29 protein-coding genes and 1 other RNA gene are annotated in these 20,589 nt (G+C 65.8%); 26 read left to right on the top strand and 4 right to left on the bottom strand.

Annotation, left to right across the window (positions count from 1 at the left end):
• Nucleotides 1-47 precede the first annotated feature (47 nt).
• From atpB to G7Y54_RS04530, 3 genes are all read left to right on the top strand, one after another.
• Nucleotides 48-752, top strand: coding sequence for a F0F1 ATP synthase subunit A (gene atpB, locus G7Y54_RS04540; RefSeq protein ID WP_165078118.1), 705 nt, complete (start codon nt 48-50; stop codon nt 750-752).
• 69 nt (nt 753-821) lie between these two features.
• Entirely contained in the window at nt 822-1,145 is a 324-nt protein-coding gene (gene atpE, locus G7Y54_RS04535) for an ATP synthase F0 subunit C (RefSeq protein ID WP_165078117.1), read from the top strand.
• A gap of 153 nt (nt 1,146-1,298) precedes the next feature.
• On the top strand, nt 1,299-1,601 hold the full coding sequence (locus tag G7Y54_RS04530) for a hypothetical protein (RefSeq protein ID WP_165078116.1): 303 nt from the start codon (nt 1,299-1,301) through the stop codon (nt 1,599-1,601).
• Nucleotides 1,602-1,737: 136 nt separating this feature from the next.
• Here G7Y54_RS04530 and sppA read toward each other — a convergent pair whose 3' ends face one another.
• From sppA to G7Y54_RS04515, 3 genes are read right to left on the bottom strand one after another with little or no spacing between them, the layout of a single operon-like run.
• A complete protein-coding gene (sppA, locus tag G7Y54_RS04525) occupies nt 1,738-2,811 on the bottom strand; it encodes a signal peptide peptidase SppA (protein WP_165078115.1) in 1,074 nt (357 codons plus the stop codon).
• Nucleotides 2,804-4,546: an AMP-binding protein gene (locus tag G7Y54_RS04520; protein WP_165078114.1), complete on the bottom strand. Its 1,743-nt coding sequence runs from the start codon at nt 4,544-4,546 to the stop codon at nt 2,804-2,806. The genes sppA and G7Y54_RS04520 overlap by 8 nt, the downstream gene beginning before the upstream one ends.
• Nucleotides 4,543-5,196: a cupin domain-containing protein gene (locus tag G7Y54_RS04515; protein WP_165078113.1), complete on the bottom strand. Its 654-nt coding sequence runs from the start codon at nt 5,194-5,196 to the stop codon at nt 4,543-4,545. The genes G7Y54_RS04520 and G7Y54_RS04515 overlap by 4 nt, the downstream gene beginning before the upstream one ends.
• 240 nt (nt 5,197-5,436) lie before the next feature.
• Between G7Y54_RS04515 and G7Y54_RS04510 the strand changes: the two genes are divergently transcribed.
• From G7Y54_RS04510 to thiF, 5 genes are all read left to right on the top strand, one after another.
• The gene (locus G7Y54_RS04510; RefSeq protein ID WP_165078112.1) at nt 5,437-7,005 is read left to right on the top strand and encodes a lipopolysaccharide biosynthesis protein; all 1,569 of its coding nucleotides are present in this window, start codon (nt 5,437-5,439) and stop codon (nt 7,003-7,005) included.
• Between the two features lie 116 nt (nt 7,006-7,121).
• Nucleotides 7,122-7,319: a sulfur carrier protein ThiS gene (gene thiS, locus G7Y54_RS04505; RefSeq protein ID WP_165078111.1), complete on the top strand. Its 198-nt coding sequence runs from the start codon at nt 7,122-7,124 to the stop codon at nt 7,317-7,319.
• A gap of 111 nt (nt 7,320-7,430) precedes the next feature.
• The gene (locus G7Y54_RS04500; RefSeq protein ID WP_165078110.1) at nt 7,431-8,204 is read left to right on the top strand and encodes a thiazole synthase; all 774 of its coding nucleotides are present in this window, start codon (nt 7,431-7,433) and stop codon (nt 8,202-8,204) included.
• Between the two features lie 252 nt (nt 8,205-8,456).
• Nucleotides 8,457-9,581: a 2-iminoacetate synthase ThiH gene (thiH, locus tag G7Y54_RS04495; protein ID WP_165078371.1), complete on the top strand. Its 1,125-nt coding sequence runs from the start codon at nt 8,457-8,459 to the stop codon at nt 9,579-9,581.
• Entirely contained in the window at nt 9,578-10,210 is a 633-nt protein-coding gene (thiF, locus tag G7Y54_RS04490) for a sulfur carrier protein ThiS adenylyltransferase ThiF (RefSeq protein WP_165078109.1), read from the top strand. Before thiH ends, thiF begins: the two co-directional genes overlap by 4 nt.
• Before the next feature lie 709 nt (nt 10,211-10,919).
• Here the strand turns inward: thiF and G7Y54_RS04485 are convergent.
• Complete coding sequence (locus G7Y54_RS04485; RefSeq protein WP_165078108.1) at nt 10,920-11,594, bottom strand: S24 family peptidase; 675 nt, start codon at nt 11,592-11,594, stop codon at nt 10,920-10,922.
• A gap of 259 nt (nt 11,595-11,853) precedes the next feature.
• Between G7Y54_RS04485 and G7Y54_RS04480 the strand changes: the two genes are divergently transcribed.
• The 18 genes from G7Y54_RS04480 (at nt 11,854) to G7Y54_RS04395 (ending at nt 20,545) form a co-directional block, all read left to right on the top strand.
• Complete coding sequence (locus tag G7Y54_RS04480; protein ID WP_165078107.1) at nt 11,854-12,279, top strand: hypothetical protein; 426 nt, start codon at nt 11,854-11,856, stop codon at nt 12,277-12,279.
• Nucleotides 12,276-12,548, top strand: coding sequence for an XRE family transcriptional regulator (locus G7Y54_RS04475; protein WP_165078106.1), 273 nt, complete (start codon nt 12,276-12,278; stop codon nt 12,546-12,548). Before G7Y54_RS04480 ends, G7Y54_RS04475 begins: the two co-directional genes overlap by 4 nt.
• A 37-nt stretch (nt 12,549-12,585) precedes the next feature.
• Nucleotides 12,586-14,754 carry a Mu transposase C-terminal domain-containing protein gene (locus G7Y54_RS04470; protein ID WP_165078105.1) on the top strand — a complete coding sequence of 723 codons (2,169 nt, stop codon included), beginning with the start codon at nt 12,586-12,588 and terminating at the stop codon, nt 14,752-14,754.
• A 56-nt stretch (nt 14,755-14,810) separates the two neighbouring features.
• Nucleotides 14,811-15,554 carry an AAA family ATPase gene (locus G7Y54_RS04465; RefSeq protein ID WP_165078104.1) on the top strand — a complete coding sequence of 248 codons (744 nt, stop codon included), beginning with the start codon at nt 14,811-14,813 and terminating at the stop codon, nt 15,552-15,554.
• Complete coding sequence (locus G7Y54_RS04460; protein WP_165078103.1) at nt 15,551-16,165, top strand: hypothetical protein; 615 nt, start codon at nt 15,551-15,553, stop codon at nt 16,163-16,165. The genes G7Y54_RS04465 and G7Y54_RS04460 overlap by 4 nt, the downstream gene beginning before the upstream one ends.
• Nucleotides 16,162-16,554, top strand: a complete 393-nt coding sequence (locus G7Y54_RS04455; RefSeq protein ID WP_165078102.1) for a transcriptional regulator — start codon at nt 16,162-16,164, stop codon at nt 16,552-16,554. The genes G7Y54_RS04460 and G7Y54_RS04455 overlap by 4 nt, the downstream gene beginning before the upstream one ends.
• Nucleotides 16,544-16,723: a hypothetical protein gene (locus tag G7Y54_RS04450; RefSeq protein ID WP_165078101.1), complete on the top strand. Its 180-nt coding sequence runs from the start codon at nt 16,544-16,546 to the stop codon at nt 16,721-16,723. The genes G7Y54_RS04455 and G7Y54_RS04450 overlap by 11 nt, the downstream gene beginning before the upstream one ends.
• Before the next feature lie 3 nt (nt 16,724-16,726).
• The gene (locus G7Y54_RS04445; protein ID WP_165078100.1) at nt 16,727-17,239 is read left to right on the top strand and encodes a host-nuclease inhibitor Gam family protein; all 513 of its coding nucleotides are present in this window, start codon (nt 16,727-16,729) and stop codon (nt 17,237-17,239) included.
• 1 nt (nt 17,240) lies between these two features.
• Nucleotides 17,241-17,465, top strand: a complete 225-nt coding sequence (locus tag G7Y54_RS04440) for a hypothetical protein (protein WP_165078099.1) — start codon at nt 17,241-17,243, stop codon at nt 17,463-17,465.
• Nucleotides 17,466-17,479: 14 nt separating this feature from the next.
• The gene (locus G7Y54_RS04435) at nt 17,480-17,764 is read left to right on the top strand and encodes an HU family DNA-binding protein (RefSeq protein WP_206214899.1); all 285 of its coding nucleotides are present in this window, start codon (nt 17,480-17,482) and stop codon (nt 17,762-17,764) included.
• Nucleotides 17,761-17,949 carry a hypothetical protein gene (locus tag G7Y54_RS04430; RefSeq protein ID WP_165078097.1) on the top strand — a complete coding sequence of 63 codons (189 nt, stop codon included), beginning with the start codon at nt 17,761-17,763 and terminating at the stop codon, nt 17,947-17,949. Before G7Y54_RS04435 ends, G7Y54_RS04430 begins: the two co-directional genes overlap by 4 nt.
• A 3-nt stretch (nt 17,950-17,952) precedes the next feature.
• Nucleotides 17,953-18,029: hammerhead ribozyme type II (locus tag G7Y54_RS04425), an RNA gene on the top strand.
• A 7-nt stretch (nt 18,030-18,036) separates the two neighbouring features.
• Nucleotides 18,037-18,249 carry a hypothetical protein gene (locus tag G7Y54_RS04420; RefSeq protein WP_165078096.1) on the top strand — a complete coding sequence of 71 codons (213 nt, stop codon included), beginning with the start codon at nt 18,037-18,039 and terminating at the stop codon, nt 18,247-18,249.
• Nucleotides 18,249-18,449, top strand: a complete 201-nt coding sequence (locus tag G7Y54_RS04415) for a hypothetical protein (protein ID WP_165078095.1) — start codon at nt 18,249-18,251, stop codon at nt 18,447-18,449. The genes G7Y54_RS04420 and G7Y54_RS04415 overlap by 1 nt, the downstream gene beginning before the upstream one ends.
• Before the next feature lie 2 nt (nt 18,450-18,451).
• Nucleotides 18,452-19,105 (top strand): hypothetical protein, encoded by a 654-nt coding sequence (locus tag G7Y54_RS04410; protein ID WP_165078094.1) that lies wholly within the window; start codon nt 18,452-18,454, stop codon nt 19,103-19,105.
• Complete coding sequence (locus G7Y54_RS04405) at nt 19,090-19,587, top strand: hypothetical protein (protein ID WP_165078093.1); 498 nt, start codon at nt 19,090-19,092, stop codon at nt 19,585-19,587. Before G7Y54_RS04410 ends, G7Y54_RS04405 begins: the two co-directional genes overlap by 16 nt.
• Before the next feature lie 119 nt (nt 19,588-19,706).
• Nucleotides 19,707-20,174, top strand: coding sequence for a regulatory protein GemA (locus tag G7Y54_RS04400; protein WP_165078092.1), 468 nt, complete (start codon nt 19,707-19,709; stop codon nt 20,172-20,174).
• On the top strand, nt 20,174-20,545 hold the full coding sequence (locus G7Y54_RS04395) for an RNA helicase (RefSeq protein WP_165078091.1): 372 nt from the start codon (nt 20,174-20,176) through the stop codon (nt 20,543-20,545). Before G7Y54_RS04400 ends, G7Y54_RS04395 begins: the two co-directional genes overlap by 1 nt.
• The last annotated feature ends 44 nt before the right edge of the window (nt 20,546-20,589 follow it).

The following is a 20,589-nucleotide window of genomic DNA, read 5'->3' as shown; positions in this document are numbered from 1 at the left end:
CCGCGCTGTTCCAGGAATGGCCGCACAGGCCGACGAGGAGGCTCATCATGGCAGGCAGTTTGCCGGAACCGGTATTGCTCTCCACCTTTCTCGGGATGGATGAAATCACCATCGGCGGCCAGCTCGTGCCCTTCAAGCACGTCTTTTATTCCTGGCTGTGCATGGCCGTGCTCTTCGGCGTGGCCCTCATCCTGCGCCGGCGCCTGACACTGGTGCCCGGGGGCCTGCAAAACTTTTTCGAGGCGGTCATCGACACCACGGAGCGATTTATCTGCTCCTCCATGGGCGAGGTGGGCAAGAAATATGTGCCCCTGCTCGCCGGCATGCTCATCTATATCTTCGGCATGAACATCCTCGGGCTCATCCCGGGTTGCGACGCGCCCACCGCCAACCTGAACACCACGGCGTGCATGGCGATCTTCGTCTTCTTCTACTACAACTGGGTGGGCCTCGCCCGCTGGAAGGCGCACTACATCAACCAGTTCCTCGGGCCTTCCAAGTTCCTCATCCCGCTCATGTTCCCGCTTGAGATCGTCTCGCACCTCTCGCGGCCGGTGTCGCTTTCCCTGCGACTTTTCGGCAACATCCGCGGCGAGGAAATCGTCATCATCCTGTTCTTCATCATGGCGCCGCTGCTCGGCACCCTGCCCATCTACGGGCTCTTCCTGCTCGGCAAGTGCATGCAGGCCTTCGTGTTCTTCATGCTGACCATGTTCTATATCGCGAGCGCCCTTGAAGGGCCCGAGCACTAGGACGCGCCAGCGCAACATCGGGGGAATGGTCGCACGCGACCCAACAATACAACGTGGAAGGAGTGTTCCATGCGCAAGATTCTGCTGATTGCCCTCAACACCGTCGCCCTGCTCGGCATGGCCGGCATGGCCTTCGCCGCCGAAGCGCTCAATTCCGACTCGCTCGGCTTCACCTGCCTCGCGGCGGCGCTGGGCATCGGTATCGCGGCCTGCGGCTGCGGCATCGGCATGGGCCTGGGCCTCAAGGGCGCCAGCGAGGGCGTGGCCCGCAATCCCGAGGTGAGCGGCAAGATCACGGGTACCATGATCCTGGCCTTCGCCTTCATCGAATCGCTGGCCATTTACGCGCTCGTCATCAGCTTCATCCTGCTCTACGCCAACCCCTACGCGTAGCCGTTTCCGCCGCCGTGCGGGGCCGGGCCTTCCGGCCCCCGGCGGCATGGGGGCCGTGGCCCGCGCGGTGCATGCGCACGGCCGCCCGCCTGTCTTTCACGGGGCGCGTTTTCCGGCGCTCCGCGTTGAGATTGCCCCCCATGCGGAGGCGCAATGCCTGAATTTTCCCTCCTCATCGCCCTGCTTGCCCTGTGGCTCGCGGCTGCCTGCGCGGCGGCCGGGGCCATCAACTTCTTTTGGGAGACGGGCTTCCGCCGCGCCTTCGGCTATGGCGCCTTCATTTCGGGCGTGTTCCTGCTGTTCTGGGCGAGCGGCCTGTGGGAGGGCGCCTCGCGCCACTCCTGGGGCGTGCTCGGGCCGGCCTTTTTGCTCATGCTGGTGCTGGCGTGGCTCGCCATCCAGGTGGGCTTGCGCCTCTGGCGCTGGCGTGAGCGCCGGCGCGGCACGCGGGAATGAGGCTTGCCCCGCTTTTCTGCGAAGCATGGATTTTAGAATGGCAGGGAACGCGATGATTTCCCCGCCATGCACTGCAGAAAGGGCGCCCTTTCTGCATGCGCCGGGAATGCCCCGGTGTCGCGCGGCTTTCCTGCGTCTACATCTGGTACAGGAAGGCCGGGCCGAGACCCCGTTCCACGAGCTGCGCGGCGCCCGCAAGCTCCAGCGCGCCAGAAAGGCCCATGGCTTCCGCCGCGGCGCCAAGCAGGCGCTTGAGCAGCGAGGCCGGGGCCTTGTCCTGCTTGCGCAGCAGGGGCCGCGTCGCCGGGACGCCCGTTTTCTCCGCCAGCCAGTCGAGGGCGGCGTCCTGGCCGCCCATGACATCCACAAGGCCCAGCGTTTTCGCCTCCTGACCGGTGAAGATCTTGCCGTCCGCGAGCTTCACGGCCTGTTCGCGCTCCATGTGCCGCCCCTTGGCCACGATGGCCACGAACTGCTCGTGCATGTCCATGAGCACATGCTCGAGATAGGCGCGGTCCTTGGGCGTGAGGGGGTGCAGGTATGAGGCCGCGTCCTTGTAGGGCGCGGTCACCAGTGTTTCCTGCCCCACGCCCACCTTGTCCATGAGGCCCTGCAACTGGGGGATGTCCATGCGCACGCCGATGGAGCCCGTCACCGTGGAAGGGTTGGCGTAGATGCGGGCCCCGGCCATGCTGACCATGAGGGCGCCCGAGGCCGCGGTGGCGCCCATGCTCACCACAATGGGGACCTTGCGCGAGAGGCGCTCCAGCGCGGCGTAGATTTCCTGCGAGGCCGCGGCGCCCCCGCCGGGGGAGTCGACGCGCAGGAGCACGCCCTTTACCCGCTCGTCCTGCTCCAGCTGGCGCACCCAGGCGAGGGTGGGGACCGGGTCGAGGATGGGCCCGCGCACGGAGACGAGCGCGAGGCGTTCGCCCGGGGCCGGCGGCGCGGCAAGGCGCCCCACGGCGCCGGCAGCCACCAGAGAAAGCACCACGAGCCCCCAGAAGAGCACGGGGTGCCGCTTGCGGAAGGGCGGCCGCAGGAGGGCGCGCCACACGGATGCCGGGATGCGGCCAAGCGGGCAGGCGCCGCAGCCGCTGTCGGCGCGCTTTGCGGCGGCTTCGAGGGTGAAGGCGGGCGAGCCGCCGGGCGCGCCACTGGCCGGGGCGCCGGGCGCGGGGACGGAGTCTTGAGATGTGGTATCAGCCATTGGAGCCTCCGCGTGGTGTTTCGGCGTTGGCGACGGCTTTGGCGCCCGGCCCTTCCCGCGGCGCCTCGGGCCACAGCCGCGCGGCCTCCTCCCTGAGCAGGTATTTCTGGATCTTTCCGCTCGCCGTGAGCGGGAATTTCTCCACCACGGCCACATGCCGAGGGATCTTGTGCCAGGCGATCTTCCCGCGGCACCACTGGCGCACGGCCTTGGCGTCCGGCATGGCGCCGGGCCGGGGGAGGATGAAGGCCGCCACTTCCTCGCCGTATTTGCGGCTCGGAACGCCCACCACCTGCACGTCCATGACCCCGGGCATGCCGAGGAGGAATTCCTCGATCTCTCGAGGATAGATGTTTTCGCCGCCACGAATGATCATGTCCTTGATGCGGCCCGTTATGGTGAGGTAGCCCGCCTCGTCCATGACGCCGAGGTCGCCCGAGCGCAGCCATCCCTCGGGCGTCACGGCCCGCGCCGTCTCTTCGGGCATCCTGTAATAGCCCTGCATCACATTGTAGCCCCGGCACAGGATCTCGCCGGGGGTGCCGCGCCCAAGCTCCTCCACGCCGCCCGGCGCGGCCACGCGCACCTCGATGCCCGGGAGGGCCCGGCCCACGGTCGTGCAGCGGGAAGGGAGCGGGTCATGGATGCCGGACTGCGTCATCACCGGCGAGGCCTCGGTGAGGCCGTAGCAGATGGTGATCTCGCGCATGTGCATGTCCTCCACCACGCGGCGCATGAGCGGTTCCGGGCAGACCGAGCCCGCCATGATGCCCGTGCGCAGGGAGGAGAGGTCGAACTCAGGAAAGCGCTTGTGCTCGAGCTCGGCGATGAACATGGTGGGCACGCCGTAAAGGGCCGTGCATTTCTCGCGCTCCACGGCCTCGAGCACGTGCAGGGGGTTGAAGCTCTCGAGCATCACCATGGCCGCGCCGTGGTTGACGCAGGCCATGACTCCGAGCACGCAGCCGAAGCAGTGGAAGAGCGGCACGGGCAGGCACACGCGGTCGCGCGCCGTGAAGCGCTGGCGCCGCCCGATCCAGTAGCCGTTGAGGCCCACGCCCAGATGCGTGAGCATGACCCCGCGCGGAAAGCCCGTGGTGCCCGAAGTGTACTGCATGTTGATGGCGTCATGCGGGTCAAGCTCCGCCTGCCGCGCCCTGTAGGCGGCCTCGTCGGTCATGGCGGAAAGCGCGAGAATCTCGGGCATGGAGAACATGCCGCGGTGCTTTTCCGCGCCGAGAAAGCACACGCGCCGCAGGTGCGGCAGCGCCTTGCTGCGCAGGCCGCGGGCGCGGGGCTGGGCGCGCAGCTCCGGCGCGATGGCGTAGAGGGTGTCGAGAAAGCTGTGGTCGCGCAAGCTGTCGATGAGGAAGATGTTTTCGCATTCCGACTGGCCGAGCAGGTAGCGAAGCTCGTGCTCGCGGTAATTGGTGTTCACCGTGAGCAGCACGGCGCCGATGCGCGCCGTGGCGAACTGGAGCGCCGGCCACCACGGCACATTGGTGGCCCAGACGGCCACTTTTTCGCCCTTCTGGATGCCGAGCGCCATGAGGCCCCGGGCGAGGCGGTCCACGAGGGCGCCGAACTCGCGCCAGCTCAGGCGAAACCCGCGGTCTGGATACACCAGGGCGTCGTTGTCCGGGAAGCGGGCGACGGTTTCATCCAAAATCTGTCCGAGCGTGCGCTCGCGCATCTCGAAGGTCTCGTCGTCGGGGAGGGGAGTGGCGCGGCTCATGGATTGTAGGCCACCCCGAGGATGCGCACCGGCGCCCCGTCAAGCGCGGTGAGCGCGTGGGGCACGATGGAATTGTAATAGACGGTCTCGCCGGGCGAGAGCTCGTAGCTCTCGCGGCCGTAGCGCAGCCTGAGGCGCCCGGCCAGCACGAGGATGAATTCCTCGCCCTGGTGCGAGGAGAGGTGCGGCTCCTCGCCGTCCGCCGGGGGGAAGAATTCCACGCAAAAGGGCTCCATGTTGCGGTCGCTCTTGCCCTTGCCGAGTACCTGATAGCTGTAGCCGGGGCGGCGCATGTCCGCGGCCGGTTCGGCGCTGCCGCCCTGCGGGGCTTGGCCCTCCACAGGCGGGGGCGCCATGTGCCCCACGCTCTGGATGCCGCCGGGAAAGCCCTCGATGCGGGCTCTCACCGGGTCGGCGATCTCCTCGCCGTCCAGAATGGTGCCGAGGCGCAGGTCGAGGGCGCGGGCCACCTTTTGCAGGGTGCCGATGGGCGGATACACGGCGCCGTTTTCGAGGCCTTCCAGAAAGGCCGGGGAGAGGTTGGTCGTTTCGGCGAGGGCGGAAAGCTCCATGCCGCGCGCTTCCCTGAAGGCGCGGACGCGCGCGCCGACGGCATTGTCCCGCCTGGGCGGGGGGGCTGTGCCGGGCATTCGGGCTCCTTGGAAAAAAGGGAAAAGTGGGAACAGGCTTCGTGCCGAAGCCGGAGTATCGGGCACTATAGCGGCAAGGGCGCGGCGAGGCAAGCGCGGGCAGGGGAGGGCGCGGGGGCCACGGGAAACCCCCGTAAGCGCGCTCCCCGCCATTTCCGGAGGCCGCCCCTTGCCATCCATGCAAGACAATGCCACTCTCTGCGGACGGGGCCAGACGCCCCGTATCCCCCACGCACCGCCATGCAAAAACCAACGCCCACGCTGGCGCGCCGTTACGGCTTCAAGCTCTTGGCCAACATGGCCTCCGTCCCGGTCTACCTCGCCATGGAGGCCATCCTGCCGCGCGCCCTCGGGCCGCGGATGTACGGCAATTACAGCTTTGCCACCAATCTTTTCCAGCAGCTCTCCGGCTTTCTCGACATGGGCACCTCCACCTGTTTTTACAATGCCCTGTCGCGCCGCCGGGACGAGACGGCGCTCGCCGGCTTCTACCTGCGCGTGAGCCTCGCCGTGGCCGTGGTGAGCGGCCTTTGCGCCCTGCTCATGCTCTGGCCGCCCGTGGGCGGCCTGCTCATGCCCGGGGTGCCGCTCTGGCTCGCGCCGCTGGCCGCGCTCTGGGCCTTTTTGACATGGTGGGGGCGGGTTTTGCGCTCCATGAACGACGCCCTCGGCGCCACCATCCCCTCGGAGCTCGCGCGCACCGTCATCTCGCTCCTCGCCGTGGCCCTGCTCGGCGTGCTCTTCTGGGGCGATTGGCTCACCATCGGAAGCCTCTTCGCGCAGCAATACCTCATGCTCGGCGCCACGGCGCTGGCCTTCTGGCTGGTGAGCCGCCGCCACTGGCTTGAGCGCGGCGTGCCCCTGCGCCTCAAGCCCGACAGGGCCCAGATGCGCGCCTATGGCCGCGAATTTTTCGACTACAGCCACCCGCTGTTCGTGCAGGCCCTGCTCTCCTTCTCCATGCTCACCGCCGAGCGCTGGCTGCTCCAGTGGTTCGACGGCAGCGCCCAGCAGGGCTTTTTCGCGCTGTCGCAAAAGGTGAGCATGGCCTGCTTCCTCTTTGTCTCGGCCATGACGCCGCTCGTCATGCGCGAGCTCTCCATCGCCTGGGGCGAGAAGGATGTTTCGGCCATGGGCCGCCTGCTCACGCGCTTCGCGCCGCTGCTCTATGCCGTGGCCGCGTATTTTTCCTGTTTCACGCTCGCCGAGGGCGCGGCCCTCGTGGACTTTTTCGGCGGCGCCGAGTTCGCGGCCGCGCTCTTGCCGGTGCAGATCATGGCGCTCTATCCGCTGCACCAGGCGTACGGCCAGCTTGCGGGCTCGGTGTTCCACGCCACGGGGCGCACGCGTGTTTTGCGCAACATGGCGGCGCTGGAGTGCGTCTACGGTTTCGCGACGGCGTGGTTCCTGCTGGCGCCGGCCCATCTCGGCGGCCTCAACCTCGGTGCCACGGGCCTCGCCGTCAAGACCGTGGCCGTGCAGTGCGTGACCGTGAACGTCTATCTCTGGCTGGCCTCGCGCTTCATCCCCTTTGATTTCTGGCGCAACGCCGCCCACCAGCTGCTGTGCGTGGCGGCCCTGCTGGCGCTGGCCTTCGGCGCGCGCGAGGCCACGTCTTCGCTGGCGGCGCTGCTCGGTGGCACCGGGGGCGGCCCGCTGGACGGCATCGCCCGCTTCGTCCTCTCCGGGGTGGTCTACACCTTCCTCACCGGCGGCCTCTGCCTTTTGGCGCCCGGCCTGCTCGGGCTCACGCGGCGCGAGCTCGCCGAGCTCGTTGTGCGCTTCCGCCTCGCCGTGCTCAGGCGTTGAGACCGGCCCTCCCGGGCGTCCGCCGCTCCGGGGGCCGCTTGCAATCCCCCGTGCCAAGGCTTAGAATGGCGTTTCGGGCGGCGGTCCCGCCGCAAGCCCGGAACCCGGGAGACAGCATGGAACTCATCATCAACGGCGCGCCCGAAAAAGGGGACTTTTCCACCGTGCTCGCCCTGCTCGAGGCGCGCGGCCACGCGCCAAAAGCCGTGGTCGTGGAGCTCAACGGCGAGATCGTCCCCGCGGCGGAGTTCGCCGCCCGCGCCCTCGCCGACGGCGATACGGTCGAGATCGTCCAGTTCGTGGGCGGCGGCTAGGCCCGCGCCCCGGCCCCGCGCGGGGCCGCTTTCCCGTCCGGTATCTGGATCCTGTTCTTCCCCTCACCCAACGCACATTCTGGAGACGCCGCCTTGGGCGGCGGAGGCACTATGCGGGACGATCCCCTGGTCATCGGCGGCGTGACCCTGAACAGCCGCCTGTTTATCGGCACCGGCAAATACGGTGACGACGCCCTCATCCCCGCCGTGGCCGATGCCAGCGGCGCGGAGGTCATCACCGTGGCCATGCGCCGCGTGGAGCCGGGCCAGAAGGGCGTCATGGGGCACATCCCGCCGCACATGCGCCTTCTGCCCAACACCTCGGGCGCCCGCACCGCGGAAGAGGCCGTGCGCCTCGCGCATCTGGCACGGGCCGCTGGCTGCGGCGACTGGATCAAGATCGAGGTCATCTCGGACACGCGCCACCTGCTCCCCGACGGCTACGGCACGGCCAAGGCCACGGAAATCCTGGCCGGCGAAGGCTTCACGGTGCTGCCCTATATCAATCCCGACCTCTATGTGGCCCGCGCCTGCGTGGACGCCGGCGCCGCGGCCGTCATGCCGCTGGGCGCGCCCATCGGCACCAACCGGGGCCTCCAGACCCGGGAGATGATCGCCATCCTCATCGAGGAGCTGGACATCCCCATCGTGGTGGACGCTGGCATCGGGCTGCCCTCCCAGGCCTGCGAGGCCATGGAGATGGGCGCGGCCGCCTGCCTTGTGAACACGGCCATCGCCTCCTCGGGCGAACCGGTGCGCATGGCGCGGGCTTTCGGCGCGGCTGTGGCGGCAGGGCGCGACGCGTGGCTGGCCGGCCCGGGCGCGGTGAAGAAGCGCGGCGAGGGCGCCGAGGCCTCGTCCCCGCTCACGGGCTTTTTGCGCTGAGTGTCGTCTGCCTTGGTGGGGCTGTGCTGCATCTGTAATGCCGAAATTATCCGTCAAAAACAGATTTTTAGGATTCTTCCGGCACCATCGCTGCTGTCGATGCCCGTAGGGCTCGCTTCGCTCGCCAACGGGCACGGCGCTTCGCGCCGCCATCCGGTCGCAGCACCCGTCTTCCGCTTCGCTCCAGACGGACATAAGGAAGGGCTCTCGCCGGCTTCCGTTATCATAATCTCCCAGAACATCAGGTGCATGATGGAAACGTTTCAGGAATTTTTGCAGAACTGGCCGGCCGGCCGGCGCAGCGAGGCGGCCGCCCGCGCCACCTCGGCGGATGTCACGGCAGTGCTCGACAAGCTCGCGCGGCACTGGCTCTCGCCGGAGGATTTTCTCGTCCTCCTCTCGCCGGCGGCGGCCGAACATCTCGAGGCCATGGCGCAAAAGGCGCACGAGCTCACCCTGCGCTATTTCGGGCGCGCGGTGAGCATCTTCACGCCGCTCTATATTTCGGATGTCTGCACCAACCAGTGCCGCTACTGCGGATTCAACGCGAAGAACAAGCAGCCGCGCCGGCACCTCAGCGTGAACGAGGCCGCGGCCGAGGCCTTCGCCATTGCGGACGCGGGCTTCCAGCACATCCTCCTGCTCACGGGGGACGCGCCCAAGGTCTCCTCGCCGGAATATATCGCCGACGTGGTGCGCCGCATCAAGCCGCGCTTCGCCTCGGTGGGCATCGAGGTCTATTCCCAGACCGAGGAGAACTACCGCATGCTGGTGGAAGCGGGCGTGGACTCCATGACCATGTTCCAGGAGACCTACAACCCCGAGCTCTACGCCTGGCTGCACCCGGCCGGCCCCAAGCGCGATTACGCCTTCAGGCTGGCCGCGCCGGAGCGGGCCGCGCGCGCGGGCATGCGCTCGCTCGGCGTGGGCGCGCTCCTCGGGCTGGACGCCTTCGAGCAGGACGCCTTCGCCACGGGGCTGCACGCGTGGTGGCTCCAGCGGCACTTCCCCGGGGTGGAGGTGAGCGTGTCCATCCCGCGCATCTGCCCGCACGAGGGGGAATTCGAGGTGACGCACGGCGTCACGGACCGCGAGCTCGCCCAGTATGTGACGGCCCTGCGCTGCTTTTTGCCGCGCGCGGGTATCACCTGCTCGAGCCGCGAGAGCGCCTTCATGCGCGACCATCTCGTGCCGCTGGGCGTCACGCGCGTCTCGGCGGGCGTGTCCACGGCCGTGGGCGGCCGCGCCACCGAGGACCTGCACAATCCCGGCCAGTTCGAGATCACCGACCACCGCAGCCTCGAGCAGATGATGGCCGACCTCGCGGCCCACGGCTACCAGCCCGTGCTCAAGGACTGGGAAGACCCGGCGGCATGAGCGGGACTGACGGCCGGCAAGCGGGCGGCAATGCCAATACCCTGCGCGAAGGGCTTGCGCGCTATTTCTCGCCGGACGAGCTCGCCCGGCTTGCGGCCGCGCGCGTGGGCATCGCCGGGGCCGGGGGCCTCGGCTCCAACGTGGCGCTCATGCTCGCGCGCTCGGGCGTGGAAGACATGCTCGTCATCGACCACGACGTGGTGGACGCCTCCAACCTCAACCGCCAGCAGTTCTGGCCGCGCCACGTGGGGCGGCCCAAGGTGGAGGCACTTGGGGAACTCCTGCGCGAGCTGAACCCGCACATCCGCCTCGAGCTCGTCAACGCGCGCCTCGACGAGGCCACGCTGCCCGCGCTGCTCCCCGCCTGCCCCCTCTGGGTGGAAGCGCTGGACGCGGCGGACACCAAGACCCTGCTCGTGGAGCGGGCCCTGCTCGCCGGGCGGCGCATCGCCTCGGCCTCGGGCGTGGCCGGCGTGGGCGGGGCGCCCATGCGCCGCCGGCGCCTCGGCAACCTTGTTTTGGTGGGGGATTTTGCAACGGATGTGGCCGAAGCGCCGCCGCTGGCCCCGCGCGTGACCCAGGCCGCGGCCCTTCTGGCCGACGCCGTGCTGGAGTGGATCCTTAGCTGAGGGTGGGAGCAACGGCCGCTGCCATGCCCTCCTGAGCCTGCAATTCCCGCAAAATATCCGCGTCCGCCGGCAGGAAGGGCAGCGCGGCGGCTTCTTGGGGCGTCACCCAGGCGAGGGCCTGCCCCTCGCGGGCCACGGGTGTGCAGCGACACTTAGATTGAAAATTAGAGGAACCGGAATATAGCGGGACTTAGCGGGACGTGGTGGAATGGAAAGCCACGGCTGGCGCGGACTTGCGGGCGCGTGGCAAGAAAAAAGCGTCGCGTGGAAGTTTTACCCTGTGCGAAACTTAGTTTGAAAAAAATCCGCCCCCGCGAAACTCATTTTGAAAATAATTGGCGCCCTAAAATAGCACTTGTGAGGCCGTCAAACGGCTGGACGGCGTGTCCGACTTCTGGCGAAAGATGGACACAAGCTGGACAGGTGGTAGAGAGCCTTTTTCTTTATATTTTCTATAGGATAGAAAAAATGAGAAAAAATGAAGTTGGACCCTGCCAACGCCCTACGGAGTGCCAAAAGCGACACGCACGGGCTTGCTTGTGGCTACACGCAAGGTTGCAACTTCTCCGGCACAACCTGCAACCGAACCTGTTACTGGGCAAAACAAATATTGCCTGATATATCTATACGTTATATTTTTTTGAAAAATTTTAACATGTAACCGTTGAGGGCTCTGCGCCGTGCCAAGTGTGGCACGCGCGGGGCGTTGTTATTTGTATTCACGCCCTACCCACAACACCTGGCCAATGACGCGGAATTGGTCCGCTGTGTCCTCTCCCATATCTATATGAATAGGCGCGTAGTCCGGGTTCACGCTCTTAAGCACGACCTGGCCAGGGAGCATGTCCACTCGTTTCAAATAGATGGCGTCCTCAATACCCACGGCGAAGATCGGACCCGGATGCGGGCGCGTCTTGGACTGGTCCAACAACACAATGTCATTATCCATTACCTCGGGCTGCATAGAATCGCCTCGGACGCGCATTAAAACCATATTCGCCGGATTACCCTTGCGCTGAATAAAATCGCGCCGGAAGGCGTATTCTCGCACCATATGGTCGCTAGTTTCCAGACTACCTGTCCCCGCGGAGAGAATAGCCTCTACCATTGGAATCATAATCAAGTCGTCAGGGGAAACCTTGGCGTCTAGATTCCTAGTGGGTTCCTCCGCTGCCCTGCCTTGCATCGAGCCCTTTCCCAGAAGTAACCAGTCGGACGAAATATCGAGTTTTAGACAAATTTTTGAAATCACATCCGCGCCTGGTAAATTTATATCTTTTTCATAGCCACTCATGGAACTTTTGGGGATACCGATGCGGGCGGCGAATGCTTCCTGTGTCTCTGGGCCTCTCACCAATTTAAGGCGCTCGCCAAAGGTGCTCATAGGGTAAAAGTTCCTTGCCCGAACTATTACCCTAACTTTTTCCTCGTATTTGAAAGCAAATACCTGAAAAAGCAAGGAAATAAAATTTCGGACAAATTTAAAGTTTTACCCCGAAATTTTGTTTACAAGAACAATATTTTGGCCTAAAACAAAATTCCGGCGGTTGACATGTTGCCCCACAAGTCAACTTACCAGCCGCCGCAAGCAAAGGTCAACGTCCGCGACTGTGCAAGGTTTGGACAACTCAAGGGACCAACTCATGCGGCAACTCTCCCTCCTCGACGACATAGCCCCGATGGCAGGTGTGATGGCGGAAATACGCGCCGCCATGCGCGCCGTTGCGGGCGCGGCCGAGGGGGAGGGGCGCAAGGCGCTGCCTGACAAAATCAACGCGGTAGCGGCCATGTCCGGCCTCAAGCTCACTGCGGGAAACAGTCGCGCCGTGTCCAAGGATACCCTGGACAAGTGGCTTTCGCCTTCGGATGAATCACATCCCCCATCCATCCAGGCCTTGCTGGCCTTTGTGGTGGCCACGGGCGACCCCGCGCCTTTGCGCGCCATGCTGCGCGCCGTGGGGCTCGACGTGATGACCGACGAGGATCGCCGCTACCGGGACCTGGGCAAGCTGGACGCGGAAATGCGCGCAGCCCGCAAACGCAAGAAGATGCTGGAGGCAGGGTTATGAGCCGGAAAGGCATTGATAGTCCTGCGCTCCGTGCCGCGTGTGGGGCCCGGCGTGCCCGTAACAGATGGCGCATCTATGAAGCGCTGGCAAAGGCGGGGACAAATGGCGCAGCTATAGCCAAGCAACTTGGCCTCACGCGCGCGGGCGTGTGCAAAGTGATTACGGGCAACGGGCACAGCCCCGTCGTATTGGATGCCCTGCGCGAAGCTGGCGTCCCGGAAAAATATCTTTATGACCCGCGCCGGATGACAGCAAAAGAAGTGGCGTAAAATGAGAGAAGCATACACCACTCGAGAAGTAGCTGACATGCTTGACGTGTCTGTGAAAAACGCACTGAAGCGCGCCCAGCGCGAGGGCTGGAACTCCCGCGCCCGCGTGGGAAAGGGCGGGGGCCATGAGTGGATTGTGTCCTCCATGCCCGAGCCTACGCGCCTGGCCATTGCCGCCAAGGTGTGCGCCTCCACAACGTCGCTGGCGGTAACTCATCCCGCCGCCAGCATGGCCGCCCCCGTGTCTGGTCCCGCCCATGCGCGCCACGGTGCGCCGGGCGGTGCGGGGGCGGCCGCCTCTCTCACCACGCTCTCGGGCTCTGCCAAGCGGCGCGCGGACGCGCGCATCGAGGCCACGCTGGCCGCACGCACCTTTGCGGCCAACTCCGGCCTACCCTACACGGTGGCGCTCTCCACCTTTGCCCGGCGCTACAACGCCGGGGAAATTGTGCTTTCCGAGGCCACGCGGGCCGAGCTCCCGGCGCTCAATATGAGCTCCCTGCGCCGCTGGGATAGTGACGCCAAGGCCGAGGGCGTGGCCGTGCTGGGCGGCAAGTATGGCCGCAAAACGCTGGGCACGGGCTGCATCGACAGGCAGGACCTGGTCGTAAACACTATTTTGGGCATGGTGCGCCAGTATCCCAATGCCAGCGCGACCGTTATACGCCAGCGCATTGAGGCCCTTGCCCACAAGGGCATCGACGTAGAGGTGCCGTCACTGCGGCGGCTGCAATCGTGGATAGCCAACTGGAAAGCCACGCACCGCTCCCTGCTGGCCTATATCACAGCGCCGGACAAGTGGCGCGGAAGCTACCAGTCCGCAACGGGCGTCGCCTATGAAGCGCTTACCGAATATAACGAGCGCTGGGAATACGACGGCACGCCCGCGGACCTGATGCTCAAGGACGGCAAGCGCTACACCATTGTGGGCATCATCAACTGCTACAGCCGCGAGGTAAAGTTTGAGGTGGCCGAGCGCTCCACCGGGCGCACCGTGGCGAACCTCACGCGGCGCTGCATCCTTGACTGGGGCGTGCCCCGCGTGGCCGTTACCGACAACGGCAAAGAATTTGTGAGCAACACCATGCAGGGGCTTTTCTTGGACCTCGGCATCATCCCGGACGTGTTGCCACCTTTCCAGCCCTGCTTGAAACCCGCCATTGAGCGCGTTTTCCGCACCTTTAGCCACCACCTGCTGCCCATTTGCCCCTGTTACCTCGGCCACAATGTGGCCACGCGCCAGCAAATCCGGGAACGCGAGACCTTTGCCAAGCGCCTCATGTCCTCCACGGCGGACCAGTTGACGATGGCGATCACGCCCGAGGAGTTGCAGGAATTTTGCGATGCCTGGGCGGATGACGTGTACCGCCATACGCCCCACAGCGGCTTCCGAGGCGCACTCCGGGGTCTAACTCCCTGGCAGGTGCGCCAGTCATGGACGGGGGAAGTGCGCCGCCTCACAGGCGAGCAGGAGCGCGCCCTGGACGTGCTGCTCATGGACTCGGGCTGGCGCGAGATCACCAAGAAGGGCATCCGCCTGGACGGTATGCGCTACGACGCCGCCGCGCTGGGCCCGCATGTGGGCGAGCGCGCGCAGGTGCGCGTGGACCCCACTGACAGGACGCGCGCGTGGATTTTTGACGAGAACGGCGACTTTTTGGGCGTGGCTAACGAGGTCTCCGGCCTCGCCCTTGAAGAGCGGATGCAGCTTGCGAAAGAAAAACGCCGCAAGCAAATGGCGGCCATAACCAGCGCGCGCAAGGTGCTCGATGCGGCGGCCCAGGAGACTGACGCCGAACACGCCGCGGCTGACATCATGGCCATGTACAAGGACCGCGCACGCGCCATTGAGGCCGCGGCCGGCCCGGCCGCCCCGGAAGTGGTGGAGCACGAAAGCGAGGCCCTGGAAGCTGCTGCGCAGGCGGTGCACGCCGTGGAAGAGCCCGCAAGCCTGGGCACGGGTGTTGACGTGGCGGCCGCCCTGGAAATTGCCCGCGCCAGCTTGGCGCAGGCCGAGGCCACCAACTGGCTCCCCGAGCACCCGCAAGAAAAGTATGCCCTCTGGAAGCGCCTCAAGGCGCGCCAGGCTGCGGGCGAAAGCCTCACCGCTGAACAGGTGGAGTGGCTACAAATTTATACGGAATCTAACGAATTTCGGGGCTTTGCCCTAATCGACCCGGAACAGGTCCGGGCCGTGAACGAATAAAACGCGGGGCGCGCCGCACTACCAACGCACCCCGCCAAAAACAGGAGGACTCCACTATGGCAGAGGCGAAAAAAACTGTCAACCTTGGCGGCAAAGCACCGCTGGCAAACGTGGCCCTGACTATCTCGGCCCTTTCCGGGGCCATGAAGCGCCCGGCCCACCTGCCCGGCATTGTGGTGTTGTACGGGCCGTCCGGGCTCGGCAAGAGCACGGCGGCCGCCGTGGCGGCCATGCAGCTCCAGGCCTACTACGTCCAAGCCAAAAGCAGTTGGACGCGCAAGGCCGTTTACCAGGCCATCCTCAAGGTCATGGGCATCGTGCCCGCCAAGACAATCTATGACATGGAGGAGCAGGTCGCTGGCCAGCTTGCGGCCAGCGGGCGCCCGCTGATCGTGGACGAGTGCGACCACCTTGTCGCCAAGTCGTCCATTGAAATCGTGCGGGACATCTACGAGGCGTCCGGCGCGGCCATCCTGCTCATAGGCGAGGAGCACCTGCCCGCGGGGCTGGCCCGCTGGGAGCGCATCCACAACCGCGTCCTTGAGTGGATACCCGCGCAATACGCCACAATGGACGACGCCAAGGCCCTGCGCGCTCTCTACTGCGACAAGGTGGCAATCGAGGACGACCTGCTCGCGCAGATCCATGCGGTGAGCAAGGGCGTGGCGCGGCGCATTTGCGTCAACCTTGAGCGCGCGCAGCAGGCGGCCCTCGGGCTTGGCAAAAAGTCCATCAACCTCGCCGAATGGGGCAAGCGGCCCCTGTACACGGGCGAGGCCCCGGTGCGGGGGCGGGCGTGAGCGGTCAGCGCAAGGCCCCCACTCTTACCCCGGCGGGCGTCCTCTCCACCAGGGAAAAACTCTGGCGCGCCATGCGCGAGTTAAAGAGCTTTCGCGTGCCGGACTTGGCACAAGAAGCGGGCATCGACCTGTCCACCTATTGCGTCCGGGACTACCTGCTGGGGCTTTGCAAGGCGGGCATCGTCGAGGTGTTGGAGCGCCCAAAATATCCCGGAGCTTTTGCCCTGTATGGGCTGCGCCTGGACGTGGGCGTGGACGCCCCGCGCGTGCGCAGGGACGGCAGCCTTGTCGCCGAGCCCGTGCAGCAAAGTATGTGGCGGGCCATGAAGGTGCTCCGGGAGTTTACGGCGCAGGACCTCGTCGCCAGCGCGCAGCTTGCCGGGCTCGATCTGCGCCTAAAGACTGCCGTGCACTATTGCTACTGGCTTGCGCGCGGTGGCTACCTCAAGGCCCCTAAGCGGCGCGGCGAGCCGTACCGCCTTGTCAAGGATACGGGGCCCCGAGCCCCGCAGGTGTTGCAGCTAAAGCAGCTCTACGACACCAACACGGGCGAAATAGCTACCGGGCAGACATTGCAGGAGGCCATTGACGCCGCCGAGGGCGCGGCATGAGGGCCGGGGGCGCTGTCAAGCGCGCCAAGGCCGCCTGGGGCGCGGCAGTCCCGGACTGGATATTGCGCCTGGCCCAGGCCTGCGATGCCCGAAGCGTGCGCCAAGTGGCCGTGAGCATCAAGGTAAGCCCGGCCCTGGTCTCGCGGGTGATTAACGCCCGCTACCACGCCAGCCTGGACTTTTTGGCAGGGCGCGTGCGGGCGATGCTCATGGCCGAGATCGTGGCCTGCCCCGCCCTGGGCATGATCAGCGCGGCCGAATGTCAGGAACAGCAGGGCAAGCCCTTTGTGAGCGCGTCGCCCCTGGCCGTGAGTGTTTACCGGGCGTGCCGTAACGGCTGCCGCCACTACAACCCACAAAAACAGGAGAGAAAAAACCATGCTGCATGAGAAAATCCGCAACATCAGCGCCCAGCTTGGCGAACTGGCCGGGCGGCTCCAGGAAGAGGACTACGAGGTCATCAGGATGGCGCGCATCAACCTTTCGGCGCTGGCCGATTGCGTGGGCACGCTTGAGGCGCACTTTTGCCCGCCGCAGGACGCGGCCGAGGAGGCGTAGGGAATGGCACGGCGAATTGTGAACGCCTATGTGGTGGCGGACATAAATGGCGCCACAGAGGCCGTGGCGGAAATGGCCGGGATCGACCGCGAGCTGACCCTTATTGAAGTCGAGCTCAAGGAAAAAATCGACCAGGCAAAGGCCTGCGCCGCCCAGAAGGCCGCGGGCCTGCCGGACCGCTACAAGGAACTGGAAAAAGCCGTCTGCACCTGGGCCAAGCTGCGCAAGGACGAACTCTTTGCGGACAGCAAAACGCTGGACCTGGGGGCCGGGAAGATTGGCTTCCGCGTCTCGATGCCGTCCATTGTCCAGCAGAGCGGCGTCACGGTGGAGGGCTCGCTTGCGCGCCTGCGCGAGCTGGGCTTTGCCGAGGGCATAATGGTCAAGGAAAGCCTTGCCAAGGCCGTGTTGCTCGGCTGGCCGGAAGAGCGGCTTGCGCTGGTGGGCCTGCGCAAGAAGCAGACGGACGACTTTTTTGTGGACATCCCGCGCGAGACCGTGCCGGAGGGGGCGTAACATGAACGTCCAATGCGACAATGTGGCCTTTTTGCACAAAGATGTTGTCATCATGGTGCAATATACCAGTAGTGGTTTTTGGGCCATACAGTCCGCGTATGATGACTGGATGCGACCGTATTGCAGCGCGCTGGATAAAAAGCTCCATGCCGCAGTCGCAGCGGCATTAGATGAAGCTGTGAAAGAGGTGGAGTGCCGACACGCCACTAAGGGGGACGAACAATGACCAAGGCGGGACTTGTGGATAAGCTGACTCATGCTGCCCGTTGCGGGCGCTATGACAGGAACGTCACCAAGGCCGATACCGAGGCTTTTCTGGGCGCGCTGACCGAGACGGTGACGGATGCCCTTACCAGGGGCGAGTCCGTACCGCTGGCAGGGGGAAAGCTCGAGGCCAAGCAGCGCCCCGCGCGCACCGGGCGCAACCCGCGCACGGGCGATCCCGTGGAAATCCCGGCCTGCGTGGTGGTGCGCTTTGTGGCCGGGAAGGAACTCAAGGAAGCGCTCAACGGAGACCGGGCATGAAGGTCGTGCGAACCGAGGAACAGATCGCCCGCGTGGAGGAGTGGGCGGGCCGGAATCTTGGCGACAGGGCGCGCTACGATAACCCCTGCTACGAGCAGGGCGTCATCGACACACTGGAATGGCTTAGGAATGAAACCGAGTATGCCCCGGACCTCGTGGAGGATGGCATCGTAAAGGAGGCATAGGGAAAGCGAAACAGCCCGCCCGGTCCAAGGGCGGCGCTGTCGCCCGGCGGTGGCGCGCCGGGCCTGACGAGCAGCCGAGGCAAAACGATGAAACCCTTAGTTCGCGCCTTTGTGATTATCAACTGCGCCCGTTACGCGGTGGTCGCACTTACGATGTTCGCCGCGTGGCAGTTGGACTCCGGGGGATTTTTGTTTGCCGCCGTGGCGATCGCGCTCTTCGGGGGCAGCAGCTACAGCAGCCGCCCGGATGTCTGCCCAAAATGCGGCCACATCATCAAGGAAGAAGGCGAGGAAGAATAATGGCCGGACATCCGCAACGCTTTATTCTGCGCCGTAGTCAGGCGGACGCCTGGTTTATCAAGGACCAGAAAGACGACAGCCTGGTGTGCATTGTCCAAAAGGGCAAGCGCCCCCTGGAGAAAACCGAGGCAATGGTCAAGGTCATGCTGGCGGCGCTCAATGCGGCGGGCGCGCCCAGGAAGCAGGCGCAGGAGGGCTAGTCATGGAGTGGCGGGACGTGCCCGGCTATCCGGGCTATCAGGTCAACGCGCGCGGCGTGCTGCGCAAGGCCTCGGGCTATGTGCTGTGCAGGCAGGGCAAGCGCTACTGCCTCTCCTGCGGGGGCGGCAAGGCGCGCCTGACGCCGCAGGAGCTGATTGCCCTGGCATGGCCGCCGGAAGGTGAGCTTTCGGCCCCGGTGCCGCCTGCGCCCGCGCCCGCCCCCGTGGTCCCCGCGCCTGTGGAAAAGCCCCGCAAAGTCGTCCCCGAGGGCTTTGTGCCCGTGCCGGGCCATCCCGGCTACCACATCAACCGCGAGGGCATTGGCCTGGGCAGGCGCGGGCAGCCGCTCAAGGTCCACAGGCCCGAGGGACCTGCGGGCGGGAGTTATGTGGTAGGGCGCACCGCTGTGTCGGTTGCGCGCCTCCTGGAACTCGCCTTCGGGCCCGGCGCGGCCGTTGCCGCAGGCTTTCCCGCGCCTAAACCTGTGGACGCCAAGCGCAAGGCCCGCACAGGCGTCCGCAATTTTGGCACTGGCGCCTCGCGCCACTGCCATGACTGCGGGCGGCCCACCAATAACTACCGCTGCCCGGAGTGCTGGGCGCGCCTGCGCGGGAGCGCCGCAGACGTGGAGGAAAGCGAATGGAACGCCCTGTGAGACAGGACAAGCGCCGCTTTCTGGCCTCCTGCCTGCTGCGCCTAGGCGGCGACGCCGTGCGCGTACAGCTTTCCCCGGCCGAAATCTACGACGGCCCGGAAGGCGCGTGGCGCGTGCGCGTAAACAGGCGATGGCATGATGGTGTTGACGGCAAGCCGCTTTTCGTGGACCGCGCCGGGCTGGCCGATTTTTTGGCCGCATTGCTGGCCGCTGGCACGGTGGAGCCGCCGCCCGGCCCTGCGCTGTGCGAGGACATGAGCGTCATGCTGCGCCGCCCGGACGCGGGAGAATTTGAGGCGGACGAATTTGTGCAGGGCTGGGTTTTTGCCGCGCCCATATTGGCCCATGACGGCCACTGGTATGTCGCGGTTAGCGGGGGCGGGCGGCACTGGTACGCCCGCTGCGAGGACGTGCGCCCCCTGCCCGCCAAGTACCAGCCCGGCCCTATCCGCAGGTGGATGATCCGTAACCAGGAGGCGTAGCCATGTGCGCCCGCGTGATCCATTTTTCTCGGCCCCAGGAGCCGCAAGCCCCTGCGGCACCGGTAGCGCCTAAGCGCCCGGCTCCGCGGGCCCGCAAGCGCGGGACCGTAACGGAGGAAATGCGCAAGAGCCTGCTCGCCAAAATCCACGTTGCGAAAAAGCAACTGGGCCTGACTGACGACGAGTACCGCGCCATGCTCGAGGGGAATTTTGGCGTAACTTCCGCCGCGCACCTGGACGGCGCAGGCCTGCAACGCATGATATTCGAGATGCAGGCCTACGGTTTCCAGCCCCGCCGTGGACATGCCCGCCGCGGGGAAAGCCGGAAGCGCGCCGTGCCCGCAACGCTTGCCAGGGACGACTCGGGCCTGGGGCGCAAAAAGCTCATGCAGAAGATTGAGGCCCAGCTTGCCGAAAAGGGACGCGAGGAAGGAACCGACGTGCCCTGGGCCTATGCCGTGGGCATCCTGCAAAAGCAGTCCGGCGGCGTGACGCGCTGCCTTGAGCACGCCACGCCCGAGCAGTTGCGCGGCGTTATTGCGGCCCTCGCCAGAGACGCCAAGCGCCACGGCAGGAGAATCAACTAATGGGCGCGACCTGGATAAGCTGGGCCGAGCTGGCAGGCCTGATTGGCAATGACGCAACGCAGGCCCTGTGCAGCACTCTGGGCGGTGTGTCCCTCTATGTGCCCATGCAGGCGGATGCAAGCGGGGACCTGGCCCGCATCATCGGCGTCCCGGCTCTGCGCAAGCTGGTGGAAGTCTATGGCGGCGACATGATTGCAGTCCCTAACCGCCGCAAAGAGGGCCCGCGCAAGGGGAAAATCCTGGACATGCTGGACCGGGGCATGGCCGCGCGCGATATTGCCCTCTCCCTTGACGTGACTCAACGCTATGTGGAATATCTGGCCAAGTCAGCACGGCCCGGCGCCCGCCAGGGCAGCCTGCTGGATATGTGATTCGTCCCCATTCGCCCCCCGAACTGTTTCGGGGGGGCGGCCAG

Source organism: Desulfovibrio sp. ZJ746 (assembly GCF_011039155.1).
Classification (GTDB): domain Bacteria; phylum Desulfobacterota; class Desulfovibrionia; order Desulfovibrionales; family Desulfovibrionaceae; genus Desulfovibrio.
The sequence above is the reverse complement of the archived record's forward strand: the minus strand, read 5'-3'. Positions and strand labels throughout refer to the sequence as shown.